Source organism: Pseudomonas sp. URIL14HWK12:I6 (assembly GCF_000514195.1).
Taxonomy (GTDB): Bacteria; Pseudomonadota; Gammaproteobacteria; order Pseudomonadales; family Pseudomonadaceae; genus Aquipseudomonas; species Aquipseudomonas putida_A.
In genome coordinates, this window is record NZ_AZVL01000001.1 from 664,015 (window position 1) to 685,756 (window position 21,742).

Below are 21,742 nucleotides of genomic sequence, written 5' to 3' on the forward strand. Positions count from 1 at the left end.
GCGAGCAGGCTCGCTCCCACAGGGTTTTGTGCCAGTCCCAAAAACCAGTGGGCATCCCCAATCCAATGTGGGAGCGAGCCTGCTCGCGAAAGCGGTGCATCTGGCACAACACCTCTCAGGTCTGCACAAGGAAATGGATGATATGGACAGCTACATCCGCTGGTTTCAACGCTTCATCTGGATCGGCATTGCGATGAACATGGTGTTCGCGATCCCGGCGCTGTTCGCGCCGGGATTGCTGACATCGGTGGTCGGTCTGCCGCCGCAACTCTCCGACCCGTGGCTGGAAAACGCCGGGATGCTGCTGGTGGGCATCAGCGTGTTTTACATGCCGTCGGGCTTCAATGCGCCGCGCTATGTGGTGCATTCCTGGCTGTGCGTACTGACGCGGCTGATCGCCGTGGTGTTCTGGATTTACCTGATCAATACGAGCATTCAAGGCTCGGTGTTCGTGCCGATGCTGATGGGCGATCTGAGCTTCTTCCTGATCCTCGGCATTCTGCTGTACCTCGGTACCACGCCCGCGAACCGGCCATGGGCGCTGCTGTGCGATGGCTGGCGCGAGTTGCGCGCGGCCTGGGCGCGGCAATGGCAGAGCCATACCTTCAAGGTCGGTACCTTGGTCGTACTGGCGCTGCTCGGTTTCATCGGTTACCAGACCTGGTACCAGATGCTGCGGGTGGTGCCGGAGCAGGAGTACGCCTCCGACGAAGATCACTACAAATACGCGGCCATCGGTCTGGGCATCGAAGCGCGGATCCCGTATTACCTGTTCGCCGTGCTGCCGCAGATGTGCCCGGAAAAACTGCCCAAACCCGGCGGCTGGGAGGTCTTCGGCTTTCTCTATGAAAACGGCAAGGACCTGCCGATCGGCATGGCCAAGCGGCAGATCGGTTACCCCACCGTTGAACCGAACTGCGCGCTGTGCCACACCGGTTCCTACCGGGCCAATGCCAGCGACGTCGCGGTCAACGTGCCGAGCGCGCCGGCCAACACCCTGCAACTGCAGGCCTTCCAGTGGTTCGCCTACGATTGCGCCAGCGACCCGAAATTCACCACCGACGCGGTGATGGCGGCGATCAACGGCAAATTCCAACTGGGCTTTTTCGAGAAGCTCTACAACCGATATCTGATTATTCCGATGGCGAAGAGCGCTTTGCTCAAGCAGAAACAGGCCTACGCCTGGCAGAAGCTGCGTCCGCAACAGGGCCCGGGCCGCACCGACACCTTCAACCCGACGAAAATGGTGGTGTTCGGCTTCCCGGATGACTCGACCATCGGCACCGTCGACCTGCCGCAAGTGTGGAACCAGAAGCCGCGGGAATCGATGTACCTGCATTGGGACGGCAATAACAACAAGATCCACGAACGCAACTACGCCGCCGCGATGGCCGTGGGCGCAACGCCGGAGTCGGTGTTGCCGCCAAGCTTCAACCGCGTGACCAACTGGCTGCTCGGGCACAAGGCGCCGGCGTGGCCATGGGCGCTGGATCAGGCGAAAGTCGCGCAGGGCAAACCGATCTGGGATGCAAATTGCGCCGCGTGCCACGACTTCGGTCGCGCCGACACCGGGCAGGTCACCACCAATATCGATCAACTCGGCACCGATCCACATCGGCTGGACTCGTTCACCACCGGTCTGGTGACGGCGTTCCACACCTTCAAGAAACCGCCGTTCGACTTCGGTGCCTATCGCAAGACCCAGAGCTACAGCAACACGCCGACTGACGGCATCTGGCTGCGTGCGCCGTACCTGCACAACGGTTCGGTGCCGACCCTGTGGGACCTGCTGCAACCGCCGGAAAAACGTCCGGTGGTGTTCATCACCGGCTCCGACGTCTACGACCCGGTCAACGTCGGTTTTGTCACCACGGGCGCTCAGGCCAAAGCCTCGGCGGATTTCAAATACGACACCCGACTGGAGGGCAACCACAACAGCGGTCACCTGTATGGCACCACGCTGTCGGACGACGACAAACGTGCGTTGATCGAGTTCATGAAAACCCTGTGAGCCCTTACGGATAGAGGATTACGCCATGTCACTGGTCAGTCATTGGGAACACGAGTACGACAAGGTCAAACTGCGCATTCACGGCTTGTTCACGCGCATGGAAATGGCCTGGATGAAGCTCATCAGCGAGCTGGAGCCGCAGGAGTTTCAGGCGATCATCAAGCTGCTGCAGCGCGGTCACGATCAGGCGCAATACGTGCTGAAAAACGGTGAGTTGCCGGGCGATGAACCGGCGGTGCCGTGGGAGTTGTCTCATGGCCTGTCGATTTTGCGCATCGGCAATGCCACGCCGCTCCCGCAATCGCCCGATCAACTGGCGACCCGGGTGTTGCAGGACGGCAGCCTGCTCGGCTGTCGCAAGTGGGAATTGCTTGATCTGCTGTGGAGCGAGGCATTGCTCAAGTGGATTGAAAACCTGCGCCATCACGCGACCTTCGGCACTGACCCGGCGGTGGTGCAGATGGAGCGCGACGTGACCCTGGCGATTGCCGGCGACTGGGGCACCGGCCCCTTCGACAGTCATGCGCCGGCGGTTTCAGTCGCCAACCAGATGCAACTGGCGCAAGCGGATTTCACCATCCATCTGGGCGACGTCTACTACGCCGGCAGCCATTCGCAGGAAGACGTCGACATGGCCGGTTGGCCGATGGGCAGCCACGGCTCGTTCACCCTCAACTCCAACCACGAGATGTACAGCGGCGCCCACGGCTATTTCAAAGAACTGGCCAAGCGCTTTCCGGGGCAGCAGGGCACCAGTTATTTCGCCTTGATCAACGACGACTGGCTGGTGGTCGGGCTGGATTCGGCGTATGCCTCGGACGCGATGAACCTGTACATGGACGGCACGCTCAACGAGCCGCAGATCACCTGGATGAAAGCCCTGCCGAAACGCAAAAAGATCATGGTGCTCAGCCATCACCAGGGCTTCGATATTTCCGGGCATCACCAGACCGCGCTGTATCAACCGGTGTGCGATGCCCTGGGGCGCGAGCCGGATTACTGGTACTGGGGGCATCTGCACAACGGCATCGTTTACGCACAGCAGGGCGGTTTGCACGCGCGCTGCGCCGGACACGGGGCGATTCCCTATGGCAATGCCAGCGAGCTGAACGGGCATTCGCGGGTGTTGTGGTCGGAGACGCAGGATGCCAATGATCCGGCGTATCCGCTGCGGGTGTTGAATGGCTACGCGAAAATCAGGCTGGTGGGGGAGGATATTTTTGAGGAGTTTATTGGGGAGGATGGATCGGTGAGGTGGTCATCCAAGTAATGAGGTGGCTGTTCTGACGCCATCGCGAGCAGGCTCACTCCTACAGTTGGAATGCGTTCCCCTGTAGGAGTGAGCCTGCTCGCGAAGCTTTTGCCTTTGATCTTAGCCCTGAACCGGGACGCCCTTGAGGTACGGCGCAGGCTCAGCCCCAAGGTTGTTCAGCATCCGCTCGCTGTACCAGTCCACGAAGTTGACCACACCAAACTCATAGGTCTTCGAGTACGGCCCTGGCTGATAAGCAGTGGAGTTGATCCCGCGCTGGTTTTCTTCGGCCAGACGCCGGTCTTGATCGTTGGTCGCGTCCCACACCTGGCGCATGCGTTCGACGTCGTAATCCACGCCTTCGACCGCGTCCTTGTGCACCAGCCATTTGGTGGTGACCATGGTTTCCTGGGCGCTGATCGGCCATACGGTGAAGACGATGATGTGGTCGCCCATGCAGTGGTTCCACGAGTGCGGCAGGTGCAGGATGCGCATCGAACCGAGATCCGGGTTCTTGATCCGGCCCATCAGTTTGGCGCAGCCCTGTTTGCCGTCCAGGGTCATCGACACGGTGCCCTTGAGCAGCGGCATGCGCACGATACGGTTGCGCAGGCCGAAACTGGCGTGGGCATAAGGGATCTTCTCGGCTTCCCACGCAGCAGCAGACGCGGCGACGTGATCCTTGAACGCCTGATCGGCGCGCGGGTCGGTGACGTCGTCCCATTCCAGCAGGGTTTTCAGCAGTTCCGGGTGCGACGCGTTGCAGTGGTAGCACTCGCGGTTGTTTTCCAGCACCAGTTTCCAGTTGGCCTTTTCCATCAAGGTGGTGGTGATCGCCACCTTGGTGTTCTCCATGTCGTACGGTTCCATGTAGTGGTTCAGCGTCGACAGGAAGTCATCGATGGCCGGCGGATTTTCCGCCAGGCTGATGAAGATGTAGCCGCCGGCAGTCTTCACGTTCACCGGTTTGAGGCCGTACTGCTTCATGTCGAAGTCGGCGCCCATCTCGGTGCCGGCGAACAGCAGGCGTCCGTCCAGTTCGTAGGTCCACTGGTGGTAGTGGCAGACCAGTTTGGCAACCTTGCCCTTTTCACTGGTGCACAGGCGCGAGCCACGGTGGCGGCAGACGTTATGGAAGGCATGCACCACGCCGTCGGCGCCACGGATGACGATGATCGGGTTCTTGCCGACCTGCAGGGTCAGGTAGTTGCCCTTGGCCGGGATCTCGCAGGTCATGCCGGCGATCAACCACTCTTTCTGGAAGATCTCCTGCATATCGATATCGAACAGGCGCTCGTCGCTGTAGAACGGCTGCGGCAGCGAAAAGGTGCGCTCGCGCTCCTGCAGCATCTGTGCGGTGGCCTTGCGTGCGGGTTCCAGCGGATCGCCCAGGCTGATTTTTGCGGTGACGTCCATCGATGTATTCCTCAAGGCCATCTGCGTGGCCGCGAAAGTGGCTGATCAGGGTTGCTACGCAAGGTGTAAAGAATTCGTCTTGGTGTGGGGCGAGTGTGGGGCCGACGCTGCCCGGAACCTTATCCATGGGCGACATGGTGCAATCTGTTCCCGACGCGCAACCCCCGGCGGTTGGGGGCTGGTCGCGATAAGTATGCCGATGTCGCGGATAGGTAAACGGACGGTTCACGCTATACGCAGAATCGCCACATGAAGGCCGACAGTCGGCCGTGGAGAACAGCATGTCCAACAGCTTTCTGAATCCGGTCACCACCCAGACCTGGGCCAATGGCCGACACATCGTCCGTTGCGTCAAAGTCATCCAGGAAACCTGGGACGTGCGCACCTTCTGTTTCATGGCCGACCAGCCGATCCTGTTCTTCTTCAAGCCCGGGCAGTTCGTGACCCTGGAGCTGGAAATCGACGGCCAGCCGATCATGCGTTCGTACACCATTTCCAGTTCGCCGTCGGTGCCGTACAGCTTCTCGGTGACCATCAAGCGTGTGCCGGGGGGCAAGGTCTCCAACTGGCTGCACGACACCCTGCATGAAGGCCAGGAGCTGGCGGTGCACGGGCCGGTCGGGCTGTTCAACGCCATCGACTTCCCGAGCCCGAAAGTGCTGTATCTCAGCGGCGGCGTGGGGATCACTCCGTGCATGTCGATGGCGCGCTGGTTCTACGACACCAACGCCAACGTCGACATGACCTTTATCCACAGCGCGCGCTCGCCGAAAGACATCATTTATCACCGCGAGCTGGAGCACATGGCGTCGCGGATCGACAACTTCAGCCTGCACCTGATCTGCGAGAAACACGGGCTGGGCGAGCCGTGGGCCGGTTATCGCGGCTACCTCAATCACAAGATGCTCGAACTGATGGTGCCGGACTTCCTTGAGCGCGAAGTGTTCTGCTGCGGCCCGACGCCGTACATGAACGCGGTCAAGCGCCTGCTGGAAGTGGCCGGTTACGACATGTCGCGTTATCACGAGGAATCCTTCGGCGCAACGCCACCGGAAGCTCGTGCCGATGCGGTGGAACAGGCCGAGCAGGCAGCCGATGCACCGGAAATCGATGCGGCGGATCTGCATCAGGTCGAGTTCACCGCCTCCGGCAAGAGCATTCGCGTGGCACCGGGCGAAACCGTGCACGCGGCGGCGGCCAAGCTTGGCCTGATGATTCCGAAAGCTTGCGGTATGGGGATCTGCGGCACGTGCAAGGTGATGAAACTGGGCGGCGAAGTAGAGATGGAGCACAACGGCGGGATTACCGAGGACGACGAGGCCGAGGGTTACATTCTGTCGTGCTGCAGCGTGCCGAAGGGCGACGTGCGCATCGAGTTCTAGACCACTGCACAAATCCAATGTGGGAGCGAGCCTGCTCGCGAAGGCGATGTGTCATTCAACATCTGTGCTGTCTGACACGGCCTCTTCGCGAGCAGGCTCGCTCCCACAGGGTTATGCGCTTCAATCGATAAACAGATCGGGCATCAGTGCGGCGTCGCTGTCCGGTTCGAACCGGTAATGCTTGAACTCAGTCACACCGCTCTCGCGCAAAATCTCTTCATCAATCAAAAACCGCCCGCTGATCTTCCGCCCGCTGCTGCTCAGAATCACATGCGCCGCATCCGCCATGATCGCCGGCGTGCGCGCATGCTTGAACGACTCGCGGTTGCCCAGCTGAAATTCGATGGCGGCGGTGGCAATCATCGTCTGCGGCCACAGTGAATTGACGCTGATGCCGTAACTGGCGAATTCCTCGCTCATCCCGATCGTCAGCATGCTCATGCCGTATTTGGTCACGGTGTAGGGGCTGAACTGGGCAAACCACTTGTTCGCCATGTTCAGCGGTGGCGACAAGTTGAGAATGTGTCCGGCGGATTTCTTCAGATAGGGCAGGGCGGCCTGGCTGCACAGCAGTACCGCGCGGGTGTTGATCTGGTGCATCAGGTCGAAACGCTTGAGTTCGATGTGCTGCACGCCAGTCAACTTGATCGCCCCGGCGTTATTGACCAGCGCATCGATGCCGCCGAAATGCTCGTTGGCCTGGGCCAGCGCATTGCGCACCGCGTCTTCATCACGCACATCGACTTGCAGCGCCAACGCCTTGCCGCCAGCGGCTTCGACTTCCTTGGCTACGCTGTGGATGGTGCCGGGCAGTTTGGGATGGGCTTCGGCGCTTTTGGCCGCAATCACGATATTGGCCCCGCCTTTCGCGGCGCGCAGCGCAATCTCACGGCCGATGCCACGGCTGGCGCCGGTGATGAACAGGGTTTTGCCTTGTAGCGACATGCCGATGCTCCTGCTTATTGTTATGTGAGCGGAGGGCTCGACAGACAATGTAGACGATGTCTTCAGGTGCGAACGAGGAGGGGCGATTGGATTGGGTGAGCTTTTGTGGGAGCGAGCCTGCTCGCGAAAGCGGTCTGTCAGCCGACTTCTACGTCGGATGTGCCGGCCTCTTCGCGAGCAGGCTCGCTCCCACAGGGCAAGGGAGCTATCAGGCGGACATGACTTCGCGAATGTCGCGGGCCAGTTCGCGTACGCGTTCTTCTTCGGTGTCCCACGAGCACATGAAGCGTGCGCCGCCCTTGCCGATGAAGGTGTAGAAGCGCCAGTTTTTCGCGGTCAGCGCGGCGATGGCCGGTTCCGAGAGTTGCAGGAACACGCCGTTGGCCTGTACCGGGAACATCAGTTCCACGCCCGGAATGTCGCTGACCAGCTCGGCCAGCAGTTGCGCGCAGTGGTTGGCGTGGCGGGCGTATTTGAGCCAGGCGTCGTTTTCGAGGATGCCGACCCACGGTGCCGAGAGGAAGCGCATTTTCGACGCCAGTTGCCCGGCCTGCTTGCAGCGGTAGTCGAAGTCTTCGGCCAGTTTGTGGTTGAAGAACAGAATCGCTTCACCCACGGCCATGCCGTTTTTCGTACCGCCGAAGCACAGCACATCGACGCCGGCCTTCCAGGTCAGGTCGGCCGGCGAGCAGCCGAGGAATGCGCAGGCGTTGGAGAAACGCGCGCCGTCCATGTGCAGGTGCAGGCCCAGCTCCTTACAGGTGGCACTGATGGCGCGGACTTCTTCCGGGGTGTAGACGCTGCCGACTTCAGTAGCCTGGGTCAGGGTCACGACGCGCGGTTTCGGGTAGTGGATGTCCTGGCGCTTGAGCGCGACCTCACGGATCGACTGCGGGGTGATCTTGCCGTTTTCGGTGCCGGCGATCAGCAGTTTCGAGCCGTTGGAGAAGAATTCCGGGGCGCCGCATTCATCGGTTTCGACGTGGGCGGTTTCCGAGCAGATCACGCTGTGGTAACTCTGGCACAGCGACGACAGCGCCAGCGAGTTGGCGGCGGTGCCGTTGAAGGCGAAAAACACTTCGCAGTCGGTTTCGAACAGCTTGCGGAAATGGTCGGCCGCGCGTGCGGTCCATTCATCGTCGCCATAAGCGCGCTGGTGGCCGTGGTTGGCCTGTTCCATGGCGGCCCAGGCTTCAGGGCAGATACCGGAGTAGTTGTCGCTGGCGAATTGTTGGCTCTTGTCGGTCATGGCCGGCTTCCGTGGTCGAGACTCTTGTGAAGGCTCGTGGTCAATGAGGGTGCGCACTTTACCGAAGATCTTCCGGGGAGCACACGGGATGTCGCTGTCAGAAAATTACCAGTTTGTTACCCGATTATGCACGTGACTAAACGCGACGGCGCGCTGGATCTGCTCAAGTGGCTGGCGCTGCTGAGCATGCTGCTCGATCACCTGCGATATGTCGGGATCAGCGCCGATTGGCTGTATGTGCCGGGGCGCCTGGCGTTCCCGTGGTTCTGTCTGGCGATGGCGGCGAACCTGTCCCGGGCCGGTGCGCAGAAGACCGAGTGGCGTTATCTGGGCTGGTTGCTGCTGTTCAGCCTGGTCAGCGAGATTCCTTACCGCTTGTACATTCCCGATCCCGACACCTTGAACGTGATGCCTACGCTGGCGCTGGGGTTGCTGGTGGCGCGGGGCTGGCAGGATCGTACGTTGTTGTCGCGACTTTTGGGCGCGGGCGCCTTGCTGCTGGCGGCGTTGTTTTCGCAGTGGCTGATGTTCGGCATATTTGGCGTGCTGTTGCCGCTGGCGCTGCTGTGGGTGATCCGTCGTCCCTGGTACTTCGGCCTGCTGCCGGGGCTAGTGTGTCTGGCGGGCAATCAATGGCGGGTGCTGTATGAGGCTGCGGAGTTCGGTAACTACGTGGCGGTGTTTGGCATCGCGGCGTGTCTGATTGCGCCACTGCTCGGGATAGTCTTGTTGCGACATGCCGGATCCCTTCATCCATTGCCCATGCGCCGCTGGGCGTATGCGCTCTATCCCCTGCATTTCCTCCTGCTGCTCGCCATCCGTGCGGCATACACCTGACCCCTGTGGGAGCGAGCCTGCTCGCGAAGGCGGTCTGTCAGCCAACTTCCATGTCGGATGTGCCGGCCTCTTCGCGAGCAGGCTCGCTCCCACAGGGGATCTCCACGAATTCAATCGGTCATTTCAGGCCATGTCGTAAACGCACCTTTGCGTGGCGTCCGCAGGCATTTGAGCTGTCTGCGCCGGTCATACCATCGGCATCAAAGGGCACTGCCTTGATTGCCAGTGCCTTACCGAGACGAATGGCGCACAGATGCCGCTGGGAGAGACGCGATGTTCAGCAAGCAAGACCAGATCCAGGGTTACGACGATGCACTGCTGGCGGCAATGAATGCCGAGGAGCAACGTCAGGAAGATCACATCGAGCTGATCGCGTCGGAGAACTACACCAGCAAACGCGTCATGCAAGCGCAGGGCAGCGGCCTGACCAACAAATACGCCGAAGGTTATCCGGGCAAGCGCTACTACGGTGGCTGCGAGCATGTGGATAAAGTCGAAGCGCTGGCCATCGAACGCGCCAAGCAGCTGTTCGGCGCCGATTACGCCAACGTCCAGCCGCACTCCGGTTCCTCGGCCAACAGCGCCGTGTACCTGGCGCTGATCCAGCCGGGCGACACCATTCTCGGCATGAGCCTGGCCCACGGCGGTCACCTGACCCACGGCGCGAAAGTGTCGTCCTCGGGCAAGCTGTACAACGCGGTGCAGTACGGGATCAACACCGACACCGGGCTGATCGATTACGACGAAGTCGAGCGTCTGGCCGTCGAGTGCAAGCCGAAGATGATCGTTGCCGGGTTCTCCGCCTACTCCAAGACCCTGGACTTCCCGCGTTTCCGCCAGATCGCCGACAAGGTCGGTGCGCTGCTGTTCGTCGACATGGCCCACGTCGCCGGTCTGGTCGCTGCTGGCCTGTACCCGAACCCGCTGCCGTACGCCGACGTGGTCACCACCACCACCCACAAAACCCTGCGCGGTCCGCGTGGCGGGCTGATCCTGGCCAAGTCCAACGAAGAGATCGAGAAGAAGCTCAACGCCGCGGTATTCCCCGGTGCCCAGGGCGGCCCGTTGATGCACGTCATCGCCGGTAAAGCGGTGTGCTTCAAGGAAGCGCTGGAGCCAGGCTTCAAGGCCTATCAGCAGCAAGTGATCGACAACGCCAAGGCGATGGCCAGCGTGTTTATCAAACGTGGCTACGATGTAGTGTCCGGCGGTACCGACAACCACCTGTTCCTGGTCAGCCTGATCCGTCAGGGCCTGACCGGCAAAGATGCTGACGCTGCGCTTGGCCGCGCGCACATCACCGTCAACAAGAACGCCGTGCCGAACGACCCGCAGTCGCCGTTCGTGACCTCGGGCCTGCGCATTGGCACCCCGGCCGTCACCACGCGTGGCTTCAAGGTCGCCCAGTGCGAAGTGCTGGCCGGCTGGATCTGCGACATCCTCGACAACCTCGGTGACGCCGACGTTGAAGCGAATGTGGCCAAGAACGTCGCGGCACTGTGCGCCGACTACCCGGTTTATCGCTGAGCGGTTTGGAGTAAATGACTATGCAACGCTATTCGGGCTTCGGCCTCTTCAAACACTCCCTCAGCCACCACGAGAACTGGCAGCGCATGTGGCGCACGCCGACGCCGAAGAAGGTCTACGACGTGGTCATCGTCGGCGGCGGCGGGCACGGTCTGGCGACCGCCTACTACCTGGCGAAAGAGCACGGCATCACCAACGTCGCCGTGGTCGAGAAGGGCTGGCTGGGCGGCGGCAACACCGCGCGCAACACCACCATCGTGCGCTCGAACTACCTGTGGGACGAGTCGGCGCACCTGTACGAACACGCGATGAAACTGTGGGAAGGCCTGTCGCAGGACCTGAACTACAACGTGATGTTCTCCCAGCGCGGCGTCTACAACCTGTGCCACACCCTGCAGGACATCCGAGATTCCGAGCGTCGGGTCAGCGCCAACCGCCTCAACGGCGTTGATGGCGAACTGCTCAACGCCAAGCAAGTGGCCGACGAGATTCCGTACCTCGACTGCTCGAAAAACACCCGCTACCCGGTGATGGGCGCAACCGTTCAGCGTCGTGGTGGCGTCGCTCGTCACGACGCCGTGGCCTGGGGCTTTGCCCGTGCCGCCGACGCCTTGGGTGTGGATCTGATCCAGCAGACCGAAGTCATCGGTTTCCGCAAGGAAAACGGCGTGTGCATCGGCGTCGAAACCAACAAGGGTTTCATCGGCGCCAAGCGTGTCGGTGTGGTCACCGCCGGTAACTCCGGGCACATGGCCAAGCTCGCCGGTTTCCGTCTGCCGATCGAATCTCACCCGCTGCAAGCGCTGGTGTCCGAGCCGATCAAACCGATTATCGACAGCGTGATCATGTCCAACGCCGTGCACGGTTACATCAGCCAGTCGGACAAGGGCGACCTGGTGATCGGCGCCGGTATCGACGGTTACAACGGTTACGGCCAGCGCGGTTCGTACCCGGTGATCGAGCACACCATCCAGGCCATCGTCGAGATGTTCCCGGTGCTGTCGCGGGTGCGCATGAACCGCCAGTGGGGCGGCATCGTCGACACCACCCCGGACGCTTGCCCGATCATTTCGAAAACCCCGGTACCGAACATGTTCTTCAACTGCGGTTGGGGCACCGGTGGCTTCAAGGCGACTCCTGGCTCGGGCAACGTGTTTGCCGCGAGTCTGGCCAAGGGTGAAATGCACCCGTTGGCCGCACCTTTCTCCATCGACCGTTTCCACAACGGTGCGTTGATCGATGAACACGGCGCTGCTGCGGTTGCCCACTAACAGGAGAAATCCCCATGTTGCATATCTTCTGTCCTCACTGCGGCGAACTGCGCTCCGAAGAGGAATTCCATGCATCCGGTCAGGCGCACATTCCGCGTCCGCTGGATCCGAACGCCTGCACCGATGAAGAGTGGGGCGACTACATGTTCTTCCGCGACAACCCGCGTGGTCTGCACCACGAGCTGTGGGATCACGTCGCCGGTTGCCGCCAGTACTTCAACGTCACCCGCGACACCGTGACCTACGAGATTCTCGAAACCTACAAGATCGGCACCAAGCCGCAATTCACCGACAAGGCTGATACGGCGAAAACAGCCACGACGGCGCTGGGAGAGAAGGTATGAGCCAGACCAATCGCCTGTCCAACGGTGGACGGATCGACCGCAACAAAGTGCTGAGCTTCACCTTCAACGGTCAGAGCTACAAAGGCTTCGAGGGCGACTCGCTGGCCTCGGCACTGATCGCCAACGGCGTCGACATCATCGGTCGCAGCTTCAAGTATTCGCGTCCACGCGGGATCTTCGCCGCCGGTGCCGAAGAGCCGAACGCCGTGCTGCAGATCGGGGCCACCGAAGCCACGCAGATTCCCAACGTGCGCGCCACGCAACAGGCGCTGTACCAAGGCCTGGTCGCCACCAGCACCAACGGCTGGCCGAGCGTCAACAACGACATGATGGGCATTCTCGGCAAGGTCGGCGGCAAGCTGATGCCGCCGGGTTTCTACTACAAAACCTTCATGTACCCGCAATCGTTCTGGATGACCTACGAGAAGTACATTCGCAAGGCTGCCGGTTTGGGCCGTTCGCCGACCGAAGTCGATCCGGACACCTACGACTACATGAACCAGCACTGCGACGTGCTGATCGTCGGCGCCGGCCCTGCCGGTCTCGCCGCGGCCCTGGCGGCTGCGCGCAGTGGTGCGCGGGTGATCCTCGCCGATGAGCAGGAAGAGTTCGGCGGCAGCCTGCTCGATTCGCGCGAAAGCCTCGACGGCAAACCGGCGATCGAGTGGGTGGCCAGTGTTATCGCTGAGTTGAAGAACACCCCGGACGTGCTGCTGTTGCCACGCGCCACGGTCAACGGTTACCACGATCACAACTTCCTGACCATTCACGAACGCCTCACCGATCACCTCGGTGACCGCGCGCCAATCGGTCAGGTGCGTCAGCGCATCCACCGGGTTCGCGCCAAGCGTGTAGTGCTGGCGACCGGTGCCCATGAGCGTCCGCTGGTCTACGGCAACAATGATGTGCCGGGCAACATGCTTGCCGGTGCGGTCTCGACTTACGTGCGTCGTTACGGCGTGGCGCCGGGCAAGAAGCTGGTGCTGACCACCAACAACGATCACGCCTATCGCGTTGCGCTGGATTGGCTCGACGCCAGCCTGCAAGTGGTGGCCATCGCCGATGCACGCAGCAATCCGCGTGGTGCGCTGGTGGAAGAAGCCCGCGCCAAAGGCATTCGCATCCTCACCGGCAGCGCCGTGATCGAGGCCCGTGGCAGCAAGCGCGTCACCGCTGCCCGCATCGCCGCGATTGACGTCAAAGCGCACACCGTGACCAGCCCGGGCGAATGGCTCGACTGCGACGTGATCGCCAGTTCCGGCGGTTACAGCCCTGTCGTGCACCTGGCTTCGCACCTCGGTGGCAAGCCGATCTGGCGCGAAGACATCCTCGGTTTCGTACCGGGCGAAGCACCGCAGAAGCGTGTGTGCGTCGGCGGCATCAACGGCGTTTACGGCCTCGGAGATTCGCTGGCCGATGGTTTCGAAGGTGGCGCACGCGCTGCCAGTGAAGCCGGTTTTGCGGTGGTCGAAGGCACGCTGCCAAAAGCGCTGAGCCGTCTCGAAGAAGCGACCCTGGCGCTGTTCCAGGTGCCGCACGAGAAGGGCACTTCGCGTGCGCCGAAGCAATTCGTCGACCTGCAGAACGACGTCACCGCCGCCGCCATCGAACTGGCGACCCGCGAAGGTTTCGAGTCGGTCGAACACGTCAAACGCTACACCGCGCTGGGCTTCGGCACCGATCAGGGCAAGCTCGGCAACGTCAACGGCCTGGCCATCGCCGCGCGTTCGCTGAACGTGACCATCCCGCAGATGGGCACCACGATGTTCCGCCCCAACTACACGCCGGTAACGTTCGGCGCCGTGGCCGGCCGTCACTGTGGGCACATCTTCGAACCGGTACGCTACACCGCGTTGCATCAATGGCACCTGAAAAACGGCGCCGAGTTTGAAGACGTCGGCCAGTGGAAACGTCCTTGGTACTTCCCGAAAAACGGTGAAGACATGCATGCCGCCGTCAAACGCGAATGCAAAGCCGTGCGCGACAGCGTCGGCCTGCTCGACGCCTCGACCCTGGGCAAGATCGACATTCAAGGCCCGGATGCCCGCGAGTTCCTCAACCGCGTGTACACCAACGCCTGGACCAAGCTCGACGTGGGCAAGGCGCGTTACGGCCTGATGTGCAAAGAAGACGGCATGGTCTTCGACGACGGTGTGACGGCGTGTCTGGCCGACAACCATTTCGTCATGACCACCACCACTGGCGGCGCGGCGCGCGTGCTGCAATGGCTGGAGCTGTACCACCAGACCGAATGGCCGGAGATGAAGGTCTACTTCACCTCGGTCACCGACCACTGGGCGACGATGACCCTGTCCGGGCCGAACAGCCGCAAGCTGCTCAGCGCCGTGACCGACATTGATCTGAGTAACGAAGCCTTCCCGTTCATGACCTGGAAAGAAGGTCTGGTCGGCGGTGTGCCGGCGCGGGTGTTCCGTATCTCGTTCACCGGTGAGCTGTCGTACGAAGTCAACGTGCAGGCCGACTACGCGATGGGCGTGCTGGAGAAAATCGTCGAGGCTGGCAAGCAGTACAACCTGACGCCGTACGGCACTGAAACCATGCACGTCCTGCGCGCCGAGAAAGGTTTCATCATCGTCGGTCAGGACACTGACGGCTCGATGACCCCGGACGACCTGAACATGGGCTGGTGCGTCGGTCGCACCAAACCGTTCTCGTGGATCGGCCAGCGCGGCATGAACCGAGAAGACTGCGTGAAGGATCAGCGTAAACAACTGGTGGGCCTGAAGCCGATCGACCCGAACGTCTGGCTGCCGGAAGGTGCGCAACTGGTGTTCAACACCAAGCAGGCGATCCCGATGACCATGGTCGGCCACGTGACCTCCAGCTACGCGCACAACTCCCTCGGCTATTCGTTTGCCATGGGCGTGGTCAAGGGCGGTCTGAAGCGCATGGGCGAGCGGGTGTTTGCGCCGCTGGCCGATGGCAGCGTGATCGAGGCGGAGATTGTGTCTTCGGTGTTCTTCGATCCGAAGGGGGATCGGCAGAACATCTGATGGCCTCAGGAATTGTGGGCGGGCGGCTATTCGCGAGCAGGCTCGCTCCCACATTCGACCGCGTTCCCCTGTGGGAGCGAGCCTGCTCGCGAAAGCGGCAGATCAGCCCCCGCAGGAACCAACAGAATTCAGGAAGGTGCTTTATGACCACAGCCAACGTGTACCAACAACGCCCGACCACCGGGGCCAAGGCCGAGTCGTCGCTGCACCATGCCGACCTCGCCAGCCTGGTCGGCAAGGGTCGCAAGAACGCCGGCGTGATCGTGCGTGAAAAGAAACTCCTCGGTCATCTGACCATTCGTGGCGATGGCCACGATGCAGCCTTCGCCGCTGGCGTGCACAAGGCCCTCGGCATTGAGTTGCCGGGCGCCCTGAGCGTGATCGTCAAAGGCGAAACCAGCCTGCAATGGATGGGCCCGGACGAGTGGCTGCTGATCGTGCCAAGCGGTGAAGAATTCGCCGCCGAGCAGAAACTGCGCGAAGCGCTGGGCGACCTGCACATCGCGATCGTCAACGTCAGCGGCGGCCAGCAAGTGCTCGAACTGAGCGGGCCGAACGTGCGTCAGGTGCTGATGAAATCCACCAGCTACGACGTGCACCCGAACAACTTCCCGGTCGGCAAAGCGGTGGGCACGGTGTTCGCCAAGTCGCAGCTGATGATCCGCCATACCGCCGAAGACACCTGGGAACTGCTGATCCGCCGCAGCTTCTCGGACTACTGGTGGTTGTGGCTGCAGGATGCTTCGGCTGAATACGGGTTGAGCGTACAAGCCTAAAAGCTTACCCCCTCACCCCAGCCCTCTCCCCCAAGGGGGAGAGGGGGAAAGGGAGCAGATTTGTGTAGTTTTCGAGCCTGAGTTCGCCGCGATATTTCAGGTCGGCGTAGCTCGAAAGAACACCTCGGTCAGTCCCCTCTACCTCCGGGAGAGGGCTAGGGTGAGGGGCAAAAATCCCCCAGACACCGCGCACAAAAGAACAGGAGTCACCGCACCATGAGCCGCGCCCCAGACACATGGATTCTGACCGCCGACTGCCCCAGCGTGCTCGGCACGGTGGACGCGGTGACGCGTTTTCTGTTCGAGCAGGGTTGCTACGTCACCGAGCACCATTCGTTCGATGACCGGCTCTCGGGCCGTTTCTTCATTCGCGTGGAATTCCGTCAGCCCGACGGTTTCGACGAGCAGTCCTTCCGCGCCGGCCTCGCCGAGCGCGGAGAGGCATTCGGCATGGTCTTCGAGCTGACCGCGCCGAACTACCGGCCAAAAGTGGTGATCATGGTCTCCAAGGCCGATCACTGCCTCAACGATTTGCTCTACCGCCAGCGCATTGGCCAGTTGTCGATGGACGTGGCGGCGGTGGTGTCCAACCATCCGGACCTCAAGCCGCTGGCCGACTGGCACCAGATTCCCTACTACCATTTCCCCCTCGACCCTAACGACAAACCGGCGCAGGAGCGTCAGGTGTGGCAGGTGATCGAAGAGTCCGGCGCCGAACTGGTGATCCTCGCCCGCTACATGCAGGTGCTGTCACCGGAGCTGTGCCGCAAGCTCGATGGCAAGGCGATCAACATTCATCACTCGCTGTTGCCGGGGTTCAAGGGTGCCAAGCCGTATCACCAGGCCTACAACAAGGGCGTGAAGCTGGTCGGCGCGACGGCGCATTACATCAACAACGACCTCGATGAAGGGCCGATCATTGCCCAGGGCGTCGAGGCGGTGGATCACAGTCATTACCCGGAGGATCTGATTGCCAAGGGGCGGGATATCGAGGGCCTGACGTTGGCCCGGGCCGTGGGTTATCACATTGAGCGCAGGGTGTTTCTCAACGCCAATCGCACGGTCGTTCTCTAGATCGCTTTCGCGAGCAGGCTCGCTCCCACAGGGATTTGTGTCGAAACACAGGTCTCTGTCACACCAAAGATCAACTGTGGGAGCGAGCCTGCTCGCGAAGAGGCCATAACAGGCAACACAACAATCAGCATCTGTACCCGAGCACTTAACGCGCTGCCTGCCTGGGCAACGCAGTTCCATAAAAACAACAGCGAGGTGAAAGCATGTCTGGCAATCGTGGTGTGGTGTATCTCGGCGCTGGCAAGGTCGAAGTGCAGAAAATCGACTATCCGAAAATGCAGGACCCGCGTGGCAGGAAGATCGAGCACGGGGTGATTCTGCGTGTGGTGTCCACCAACATTTGTGGCTCCGACCAGCACATGGTGCGCGGCCGGACCACGGCGCAGACCGGTCTGGTGCTGGGCCACGAAATCACCGGCGAAGTGATCGAAAAGGGTTCCGACGTCGAGAATCTGAAGATCGGCGATCTGGTCTCCGTACCGTTCAACGTGGCTTGCGGGCGCTGCCGTTCCTGCAAGGAGCAACACACCGGCGTCTGTCTGACCGTCAACCCGGCCCGTGCCGGCGGTGCCTACGGTTATGTCGACATGGGCGACTGGACCGGCGGCCAGGCCGAATACGTGCTGGTGCCGTACGCCGATTTCAACCTGCTGAAGCTGCCGGATCGCGACAAGGCCATGGAGAAAATCCGCGACCTGACCTGCCTCTCCGATATCCTCCCGACCGGCTATCACGGTGCGGTGACGGCGGGCGTTGGCCCGGGCAGCACCGTTTACATCGCCGGCGCCGGCCCGGTCGGTCTGGCCGCTGCAGCCTCGGCGCGTCTGCTGGGGGCGGCGGTGGTGATCATTGGCGACGTCAACACCATCCGTTTGGCGCACGCCAAGGCTCAGGGTTTTGAAGTGGTCGACCTGTCCAAGGACACGCCGCTGCACGAACAGATCGCCGCGCTGCTGGGCGAACCGGAAGTCGATTGCGCGGTGGACTGCGTGGGCTTCGAAGCACGCGGCCACGGTCACGACGGGGTGAAAGCCGAAGCCCCAGCTACCGTGCTCAACTCGCTGATGGGCGTGGTGCGTGTGGCCGGCAAGATCGGTATTCCGGGCCTGTACGTGACCGAGGATCCAGGTGCCGTGGACGCCGCCGCGAAAATGGGCAGCCTGAGCATCCGCTTCGGCCTGGGCTGGGCCAAATCCCACAGCTTCCACACCGGCCAGACCCCGGTGATGAAATACAACCGCCAACTGATGCAGGCGATCATGTGGGACCGCATCAACATCGCCGAAGTGGTTGGCGTGCAGGTCATCAGCCTCGATCAGGCGCCGGAAGGTTACGGCGAGTTCGATGCGGGTGTGCCGAAGAAGTTTGTGATCGATCCGCATCGGTTGTTCAGTGCGGCGTAAGTAAAAAGGGCGACCCACGGGTCGCCTTTTTTTAGATCAAAAGATCGCAGCCTTCGGCAGCTCCTACAGGGATCGATGTGGGAGCTGCCGAAGGCTGCGATCTTTTGATTTTTGCAATCAGAGGGCTGCCAAAGCGCCCTGGTAAAGCACAGGACCGGTCGGCTGCCCGGTCGGCGAGCCACCCTTCGGTTCCAGACTCACCGCCAGCGCAATCGGCTGGCCGATCAAGACTTTCTGCGCCGCGCTCAACTCGACCTTGCCTTTGCCGCCTGCAGGAATCACCCCCAGTGAAATCGGCTTGCCGTCCGCCGGTATCGCCCACAATTCCAGACTGCGATCTGGCCCTATTGCTGCCAATGTCAGCGGTTCGACCTGCAGATAATCCGCATGCGCCTCGACTTTCAGCGCAGGTTGCGCGTCGGCGGTCAGCAGGGTGGCGCGGTAGCGGGCGTCGTCGCGGTTGTACAGGGAGCCGAGGAACACCAGCACCACGATCGAGCAGAGTGCGGCGGTAACCCGCAGCCAGTTCCAGAACGGACGTTTTTCCGGGACGTGCAGCACTTGCGGTTCGATCCGTGCGGTGATGCCTTGCCACACCCGATCCGGCACCGGGTGCTCCGGCAGCGTTTCGGTAAGACTGGCGAGGCTCTCCTGCCACTGCGCCAACTCGGTTCGCAGTGCTGCGTCATCCAGCAGCAATTGTTCAAAACGTCGACGCGCCGCCGCCGACATCAGGCCAATGGCGTAATCGGCAGCGAGGGCGCGGCGCAGGGCGGGGGTCTGGTAGTTCATGATTCAAGGCACCTGCGCAGACGCTCCATGCCGCGACGAATCCACGACTTCACCGAGCCCAGCGGTGCCGCCAGGTGTTCGGCCAGTTCCGAGCAGGAAAGGCCCTGGAAGTAGGCGACGCTGATCGACTGGCGCTGCATGCCGTCGAGGGTGTAGAGGCAACGGTGCAGCGCGCTGGCTTCGCGGCTGCTGTTCAACAGGTCGTGGGCCGAAGGGCCTTCGTCCGGCAGGGTGTCCTGTTCGAAGTCGGTCATCGGCCGTTCGCGCTGTTTGCGTAATTGGTCGATGGCCTGATGGCGGGTGATGTTGATCATCCAGGTCAGCGGCGCCGACAAATGGGCTTCGTAGCGCGAGGCGTTGTTCCAGATGCGCACGAAGCTTTCCTGCAGCACTTCCTCGGCCAGATCCGCCCGGCCCATGAAGCGCAGGGCCACGCCGTGCAGGCGCGGGCCAACGCTGCGATAGAGCGTTTCGAATGCACCGCGGTCGCCCAGTGAGCACTGGGCCAACAGCTGGCGCAACTGATCGTGGTCGGCGATGGAAATGACGGCTCTCCAGGCAATGGGCGGGCGACGAGGGCGCTGCTCGGGCTGTTCACAGGCTAGTTCAGCGACAGCGCTTGTGCCATTCATCTGCGGTTATCCACGGTTTCACGTTTTATATACGTGGCTATCCTGAAAATGGATGCGCCGGCGAGGAACATGCAGGCTGAAACCCGGTCAAACCGGCAGTTTTACCGCTCATAGACGGGCGGTTACCACAGTGCAAGAGGATGTCTGAATGAAGATTTCACGCGGTATTGCCTTGGCTTCACTTATGACCCTTGCAGCGAGCCCGGTGTTTGCTGGCTTCAGTCTGGACGACGTGACCAAAGCGGCTGCAAGCATGCAGGGTGGCAACGCTGCCACCGCCGCCGCGCCGACCTCGGAAACCGCCGGTTTGCTGCAAGCCGTTACCGGTCTCGGTGTTACGCCTCAGCAAGCCGTCGGTGGCACCAGCGCCATGCTCGGCCTGGCCAAGAATCAGTTGAGCAGCACCGATTATTCGCAGTTGGCCAAAGAAGTGCCGGGCATCGACAAACTGTCGGGCGGCAGCGGCAACCTGGCGGCGTTGAGTGGTTTGCTGGGTTCGTCGGGCAAGTCGGCCGGGCTGGAAAACGCGCTGGGCAACGTCAAGGACACCAACGACCTGAACAATGCCTTCGGTGCGTTGGGCATGGACAGCGGCATGGTCGGCCAGTTTGCCCCGGTGCTGCTCAAGTATCTGGGTGATCAGGGCGTCGGCGGCCCGATTCTGCAGAGCCTGGGCAGCATCTGGGGCGCCGGCACCGGTAGCTGATTCAGCCGCGCTCGCCGCGCAGTTCGCTGATGCGCTGATCCTTCTCGGTCCAGAGCTGGTTGACCCAGTTCTGGACCTTCTCGCGAAACGCCGGATCGTTCTCGTAATCGCCCTGCGACAACGCCGGGTCGAGTTCGCGGGTCTGGATGTCGACGATCACCCGCGGCACGCTGCCGCTGATCAGATCCCAGAACCCCGGAATGTTCTCCTGTGGATAAACCACGGTCACGTCGAGCAATGCATCCAGCTGCTCCCCCATCGCCGCCAGCACAAACGCCACGCCACCGGCCTTGGGTTTGAGCAGGTGTCTGAACGGTGACTGCTGCTGCGCACTTTTCGCCGCGGTGTAGCGGGTGCCTTCCAGATAATTCACCACCGTCACCGGCTGGCGTTTGAACAGCTCGCAGGCCTGTTTGGTGATTTCCAGATCCTTGCCCGCCAACTCCGGATGTTTGGCCAGGAACGCCTTGCTGTAGCGCTTCATGAACGGGTAATCCAGCGCCCACCACGCCAGCCCCAGAAACGGTACCCAGATCAGCTCTTTCTTGAGGAAGAACTTGAAGAACGGCGTGCGCCGGTTGAGAGTCTGGATCAGCGCCGGAATGTCGACCCACGACTGATGGTTGCTGATGACCAGATACGAAGTGTCACCGCGCAGGTCTGCGCCGCCGCGGATGTCCCATTGGGTGGGAATGCACAGGCGAAAGATCAGTTTGTCGATCTCGGCCCAGGTCTCGGCAATCCACATCACCGCCCACGAGGCGTAATCGCGCCAGCGCCCGGGCGCGATCAGCTTGAGCAGGGCAAAGACCAGCAACGGCCCGATCAGGATCAGGGTGTTGAGCAACAGCAGCAGGGTGACGAAACAGCCGGTGAGCAGGCGGCGCATAAGCAACTCTATGAAGGCGGATGGGCGCGCCATGATAAGTGGCTTCGGGTGACAGGCCAAATCGATGGTGACGAATGTTTCACTTTTGGCTGGCTATGCTGGAGCTGATTACCGTGTTGGCAGGGCTGGCCTCTTCGCGAGCAAGCCCGCTCCCACAGTGGATCTTCAGTGTGCATGCCATCTCCAACAGATCCCGGATCCCCTGTGGGAGCGAGCCTGCTC

The 21,742-nt window shown here is 61.6% G+C and carries 18 protein-coding genes; 12 read left to right on the forward strand and 6 right to left on the reverse strand.

Annotated elements, in window-relative coordinates:
• The first annotated feature begins 142 nt into the window (after positions 1-142).
• Together H043_RS0103045 and H043_RS0103050 are read left to right on the forward strand one after the other, a co-directional pair.
• A complete protein-coding gene (locus H043_RS0103045; RefSeq protein WP_027610656.1) occupies positions 143-2,011 on the forward strand; it encodes a hypothetical protein in 1,869 nt (622 codons plus the stop codon).
• A 25-nt stretch (positions 2,012-2,036) separates the two neighbouring features.
• Positions 2,037-3,281 (forward strand): metallophosphoesterase, encoded by a 1,245-nt coding sequence (locus H043_RS0103050; protein WP_027610657.1) that lies wholly within the window; start codon positions 2,037-2,039, stop codon positions 3,279-3,281.
• 102 nt (positions 3,282-3,383) lie between these two features.
• Here the strand turns inward: H043_RS0103050 and gbcA are convergent, their stop codons facing one another.
• Positions 3,384-4,679 carry a glycine-betaine demethylase subunit GbcA gene (gene gbcA, locus H043_RS0103055; protein ID WP_027610658.1) on the reverse strand — a complete coding sequence of 432 codons (1,296 nt, stop codon included), beginning with the start codon at positions 4,677-4,679 and terminating at the stop codon, positions 3,384-3,386.
• A gap of 281 nt (positions 4,680-4,960) precedes the next feature.
• Between gbcA and gbcB the strand changes: the two genes are divergently transcribed.
• Positions 4,961-6,061 (forward strand): glycine-betaine demethylase subunit GbcB, encoded by a 1,101-nt coding sequence (gene gbcB / locus H043_RS0103060; protein ID WP_027610659.1) that lies wholly within the window; start codon positions 4,961-4,963, stop codon positions 6,059-6,061.
• A 120-nt stretch (positions 6,062-6,181) separates the two neighbouring features.
• Here gbcB and H043_RS0103065 read toward each other — a convergent pair whose 3' ends face one another.
• Entirely contained in the window at positions 6,182-7,006 is an 825-nt protein-coding gene (locus H043_RS0103065; protein ID WP_027610660.1) for an NAD(P)-dependent oxidoreductase, read from the reverse strand.
• Positions 7,007-7,214: 208 nt separating this feature from the next.
• On the reverse strand, positions 7,215-8,255 hold the full coding sequence (locus tag H043_RS0103070) for a low specificity L-threonine aldolase (protein ID WP_016772826.1): 1,041 nt from the start codon (positions 8,253-8,255) through the stop codon (positions 7,215-7,217).
• A gap of 126 nt (positions 8,256-8,381) precedes the next feature.
• Here H043_RS0103070 and H043_RS0103075 point away from each other — a divergent pair, with 126 nt between their 5' ends.
• From H043_RS0103075 to fdhA, 8 genes are all read left to right on the forward strand, one after another.
• A complete protein-coding gene (locus tag H043_RS0103075) occupies positions 8,382-9,092 on the forward strand; it encodes a TraX family protein (RefSeq protein ID WP_027610661.1) in 711 nt (236 codons plus the stop codon).
• 273 nt (positions 9,093-9,365) lie between these two features.
• Positions 9,366-10,619: a serine hydroxymethyltransferase gene (glyA, locus tag H043_RS0103080; protein ID WP_027610662.1), complete on the forward strand. Its 1,254-nt coding sequence runs from the start codon at positions 9,366-9,368 to the stop codon at positions 10,617-10,619.
• Positions 10,620-10,639: 20 nt separating this feature from the next.
• A complete protein-coding gene (locus tag H043_RS0103085; RefSeq protein WP_003206307.1) occupies positions 10,640-11,890 on the forward strand; it encodes a sarcosine oxidase subunit beta in 1,251 nt (416 codons plus the stop codon).
• A 14-nt stretch (positions 11,891-11,904) separates the two neighbouring features.
• Positions 11,905-12,234, forward strand: coding sequence for a sarcosine oxidase subunit delta (locus H043_RS0103090; RefSeq protein ID WP_003228964.1), 330 nt, complete (start codon positions 11,905-11,907; stop codon positions 12,232-12,234).
• Entirely contained in the window at positions 12,231-15,248 is a 3,018-nt protein-coding gene (locus H043_RS0103095; RefSeq protein WP_027610663.1) for a sarcosine oxidase subunit alpha, read from the forward strand. Before H043_RS0103090 ends, H043_RS0103095 begins: the two co-directional genes overlap by 4 nt.
• A gap of 143 nt (positions 15,249-15,391) precedes the next feature.
• Positions 15,392-16,024 carry a sarcosine oxidase subunit gamma gene (locus H043_RS0103100; protein WP_008086919.1) on the forward strand — a complete coding sequence of 211 codons (633 nt, stop codon included), beginning with the start codon at positions 15,392-15,394 and terminating at the stop codon, positions 16,022-16,024.
• A 216-nt stretch (positions 16,025-16,240) separates the two neighbouring features.
• Positions 16,241-17,098, forward strand: a complete 858-nt coding sequence (purU, locus tag H043_RS0103105) for a formyltetrahydrofolate deformylase (protein ID WP_027610664.1) — start codon at positions 16,241-16,243, stop codon at positions 17,096-17,098.
• Between the two features lie 203 nt (positions 17,099-17,301).
• Positions 17,302-18,501: a formaldehyde dehydrogenase, glutathione-independent gene (fdhA, locus tag H043_RS0103110; protein ID WP_027610665.1), complete on the forward strand. Its 1,200-nt coding sequence runs from the start codon at positions 17,302-17,304 to the stop codon at positions 18,499-18,501.
• A gap of 117 nt (positions 18,502-18,618) precedes the next feature.
• Here the strand turns inward: fdhA and H043_RS0103115 are convergent, their stop codons facing one another.
• Together H043_RS0103115 and H043_RS0103120 are read right to left on the reverse strand one after the other, a co-directional pair.
• Entirely contained in the window at positions 18,619-19,293 is a 675-nt protein-coding gene (locus H043_RS0103115; protein ID WP_027610666.1) for an anti-sigma factor, read from the reverse strand.
• Positions 19,290-19,925 (reverse strand): RNA polymerase sigma factor, encoded by a 636-nt coding sequence (locus tag H043_RS0103120; protein WP_027610667.1) that lies wholly within the window; start codon positions 19,923-19,925, stop codon positions 19,290-19,292. The genes H043_RS0103115 and H043_RS0103120 overlap by 4 nt, the downstream gene beginning before the upstream one ends.
• Before the next feature lie 148 nt (positions 19,926-20,073).
• On the opposite strand from H043_RS0103120, the gene H043_RS0103125 reads away from it, so the two are divergent.
• Complete coding sequence (locus H043_RS0103125) at positions 20,074-20,631, forward strand: DUF2780 domain-containing protein (protein WP_027610668.1); 558 nt, start codon at positions 20,074-20,076, stop codon at positions 20,629-20,631.
• Position 20,632: 1 nt separating this feature from the next.
• Here the strand turns inward: H043_RS0103125 and H043_RS0103130 are convergent, their stop codons facing one another.
• Positions 20,633-21,520, reverse strand: a complete 888-nt coding sequence (locus H043_RS0103130) for an acyltransferase (RefSeq protein ID WP_027610669.1) — start codon at positions 21,518-21,520, stop codon at positions 20,633-20,635.
• Positions 21,521-21,742 lie beyond the last annotated feature (222 nt).

Coding starts and splice junctions, on each gene's coding strand:
- H043_RS0103115 (WP_027610666.1), bottom strand. CDS start 19,293: ATGAACTACCAGACCCCCGCCCTGCGCCGCGCCCTCGCTGCCGATTAC.
- H043_RS0103075 (WP_027610661.1), top strand. CDS start 8,382: ATGCACGTGACTAAACGCGACGGCGCGCTGGATCTGCTCAAGTGGCTG.
- H043_RS0103045 (WP_027610656.1), top strand. CDS start 143: ATGGACAGCTACATCCGCTGGTTTCAACGCTTCATCTGGATCGGCATT.
- H043_RS0103130 (WP_027610669.1), bottom strand. CDS start 21,520: ATGCGCCGCCTGCTCACCGGCTGTTTCGTCACCCTGCTGCTGTTGCTC.
- H043_RS0103085 (WP_003206307.1), top strand. CDS start 10,640: ATGCAACGCTATTCGGGCTTCGGCCTCTTCAAACACTCCCTCAGCCAC.
- fdhA (WP_027610665.1), top strand. CDS start 17,302: ATGTCTGGCAATCGTGGTGTGGTGTATCTCGGCGCTGGCAAGGTCGAA.
- H043_RS0103070 (WP_016772826.1), bottom strand. CDS start 8,255: ATGACCGACAAGAGCCAACAATTCGCCAGCGACAACTACTCCGGTATC.
- H043_RS0103050 (WP_027610657.1), top strand. CDS start 2,037: ATGTCACTGGTCAGTCATTGGGAACACGAGTACGACAAGGTCAAACTG.
- glyA (WP_027610662.1), top strand. CDS start 9,366: ATGTTCAGCAAGCAAGACCAGATCCAGGGTTACGACGATGCACTGCTG.
- H043_RS0103095 (WP_027610663.1), top strand. CDS start 12,231: ATGAGCCAGACCAATCGCCTGTCCAACGGTGGACGGATCGACCGCAAC.
- H043_RS0103065 (WP_027610660.1), bottom strand. CDS start 7,006: ATGTCGCTACAAGGCAAAACCCTGTTCATCACCGGCGCCAGCCGTGGC.
- purU (WP_027610664.1), top strand. CDS start 16,241: ATGAGCCGCGCCCCAGACACATGGATTCTGACCGCCGACTGCCCCAGC.
- H043_RS0103120 (WP_027610667.1), bottom strand. CDS start 19,925: ATGAATGGCACAAGCGCTGTCGCTGAACTAGCCTGTGAACAGCCCGAG.
- gbcB (WP_027610659.1), top strand. CDS start 4,961: ATGTCCAACAGCTTTCTGAATCCGGTCACCACCCAGACCTGGGCCAAT.
- H043_RS0103125 (WP_027610668.1), top strand. CDS start 20,074: ATGAAGATTTCACGCGGTATTGCCTTGGCTTCACTTATGACCCTTGCA.
- H043_RS0103100 (WP_008086919.1), top strand. CDS start 15,392: ATGACCACAGCCAACGTGTACCAACAACGCCCGACCACCGGGGCCAAG.
- gbcA (WP_027610658.1), bottom strand. CDS start 4,679: ATGGACGTCACCGCAAAAATCAGCCTGGGCGATCCGCTGGAACCCGCA.
- H043_RS0103090 (WP_003228964.1), top strand. CDS start 11,905: ATGTTGCATATCTTCTGTCCTCACTGCGGCGAACTGCGCTCCGAAGAG.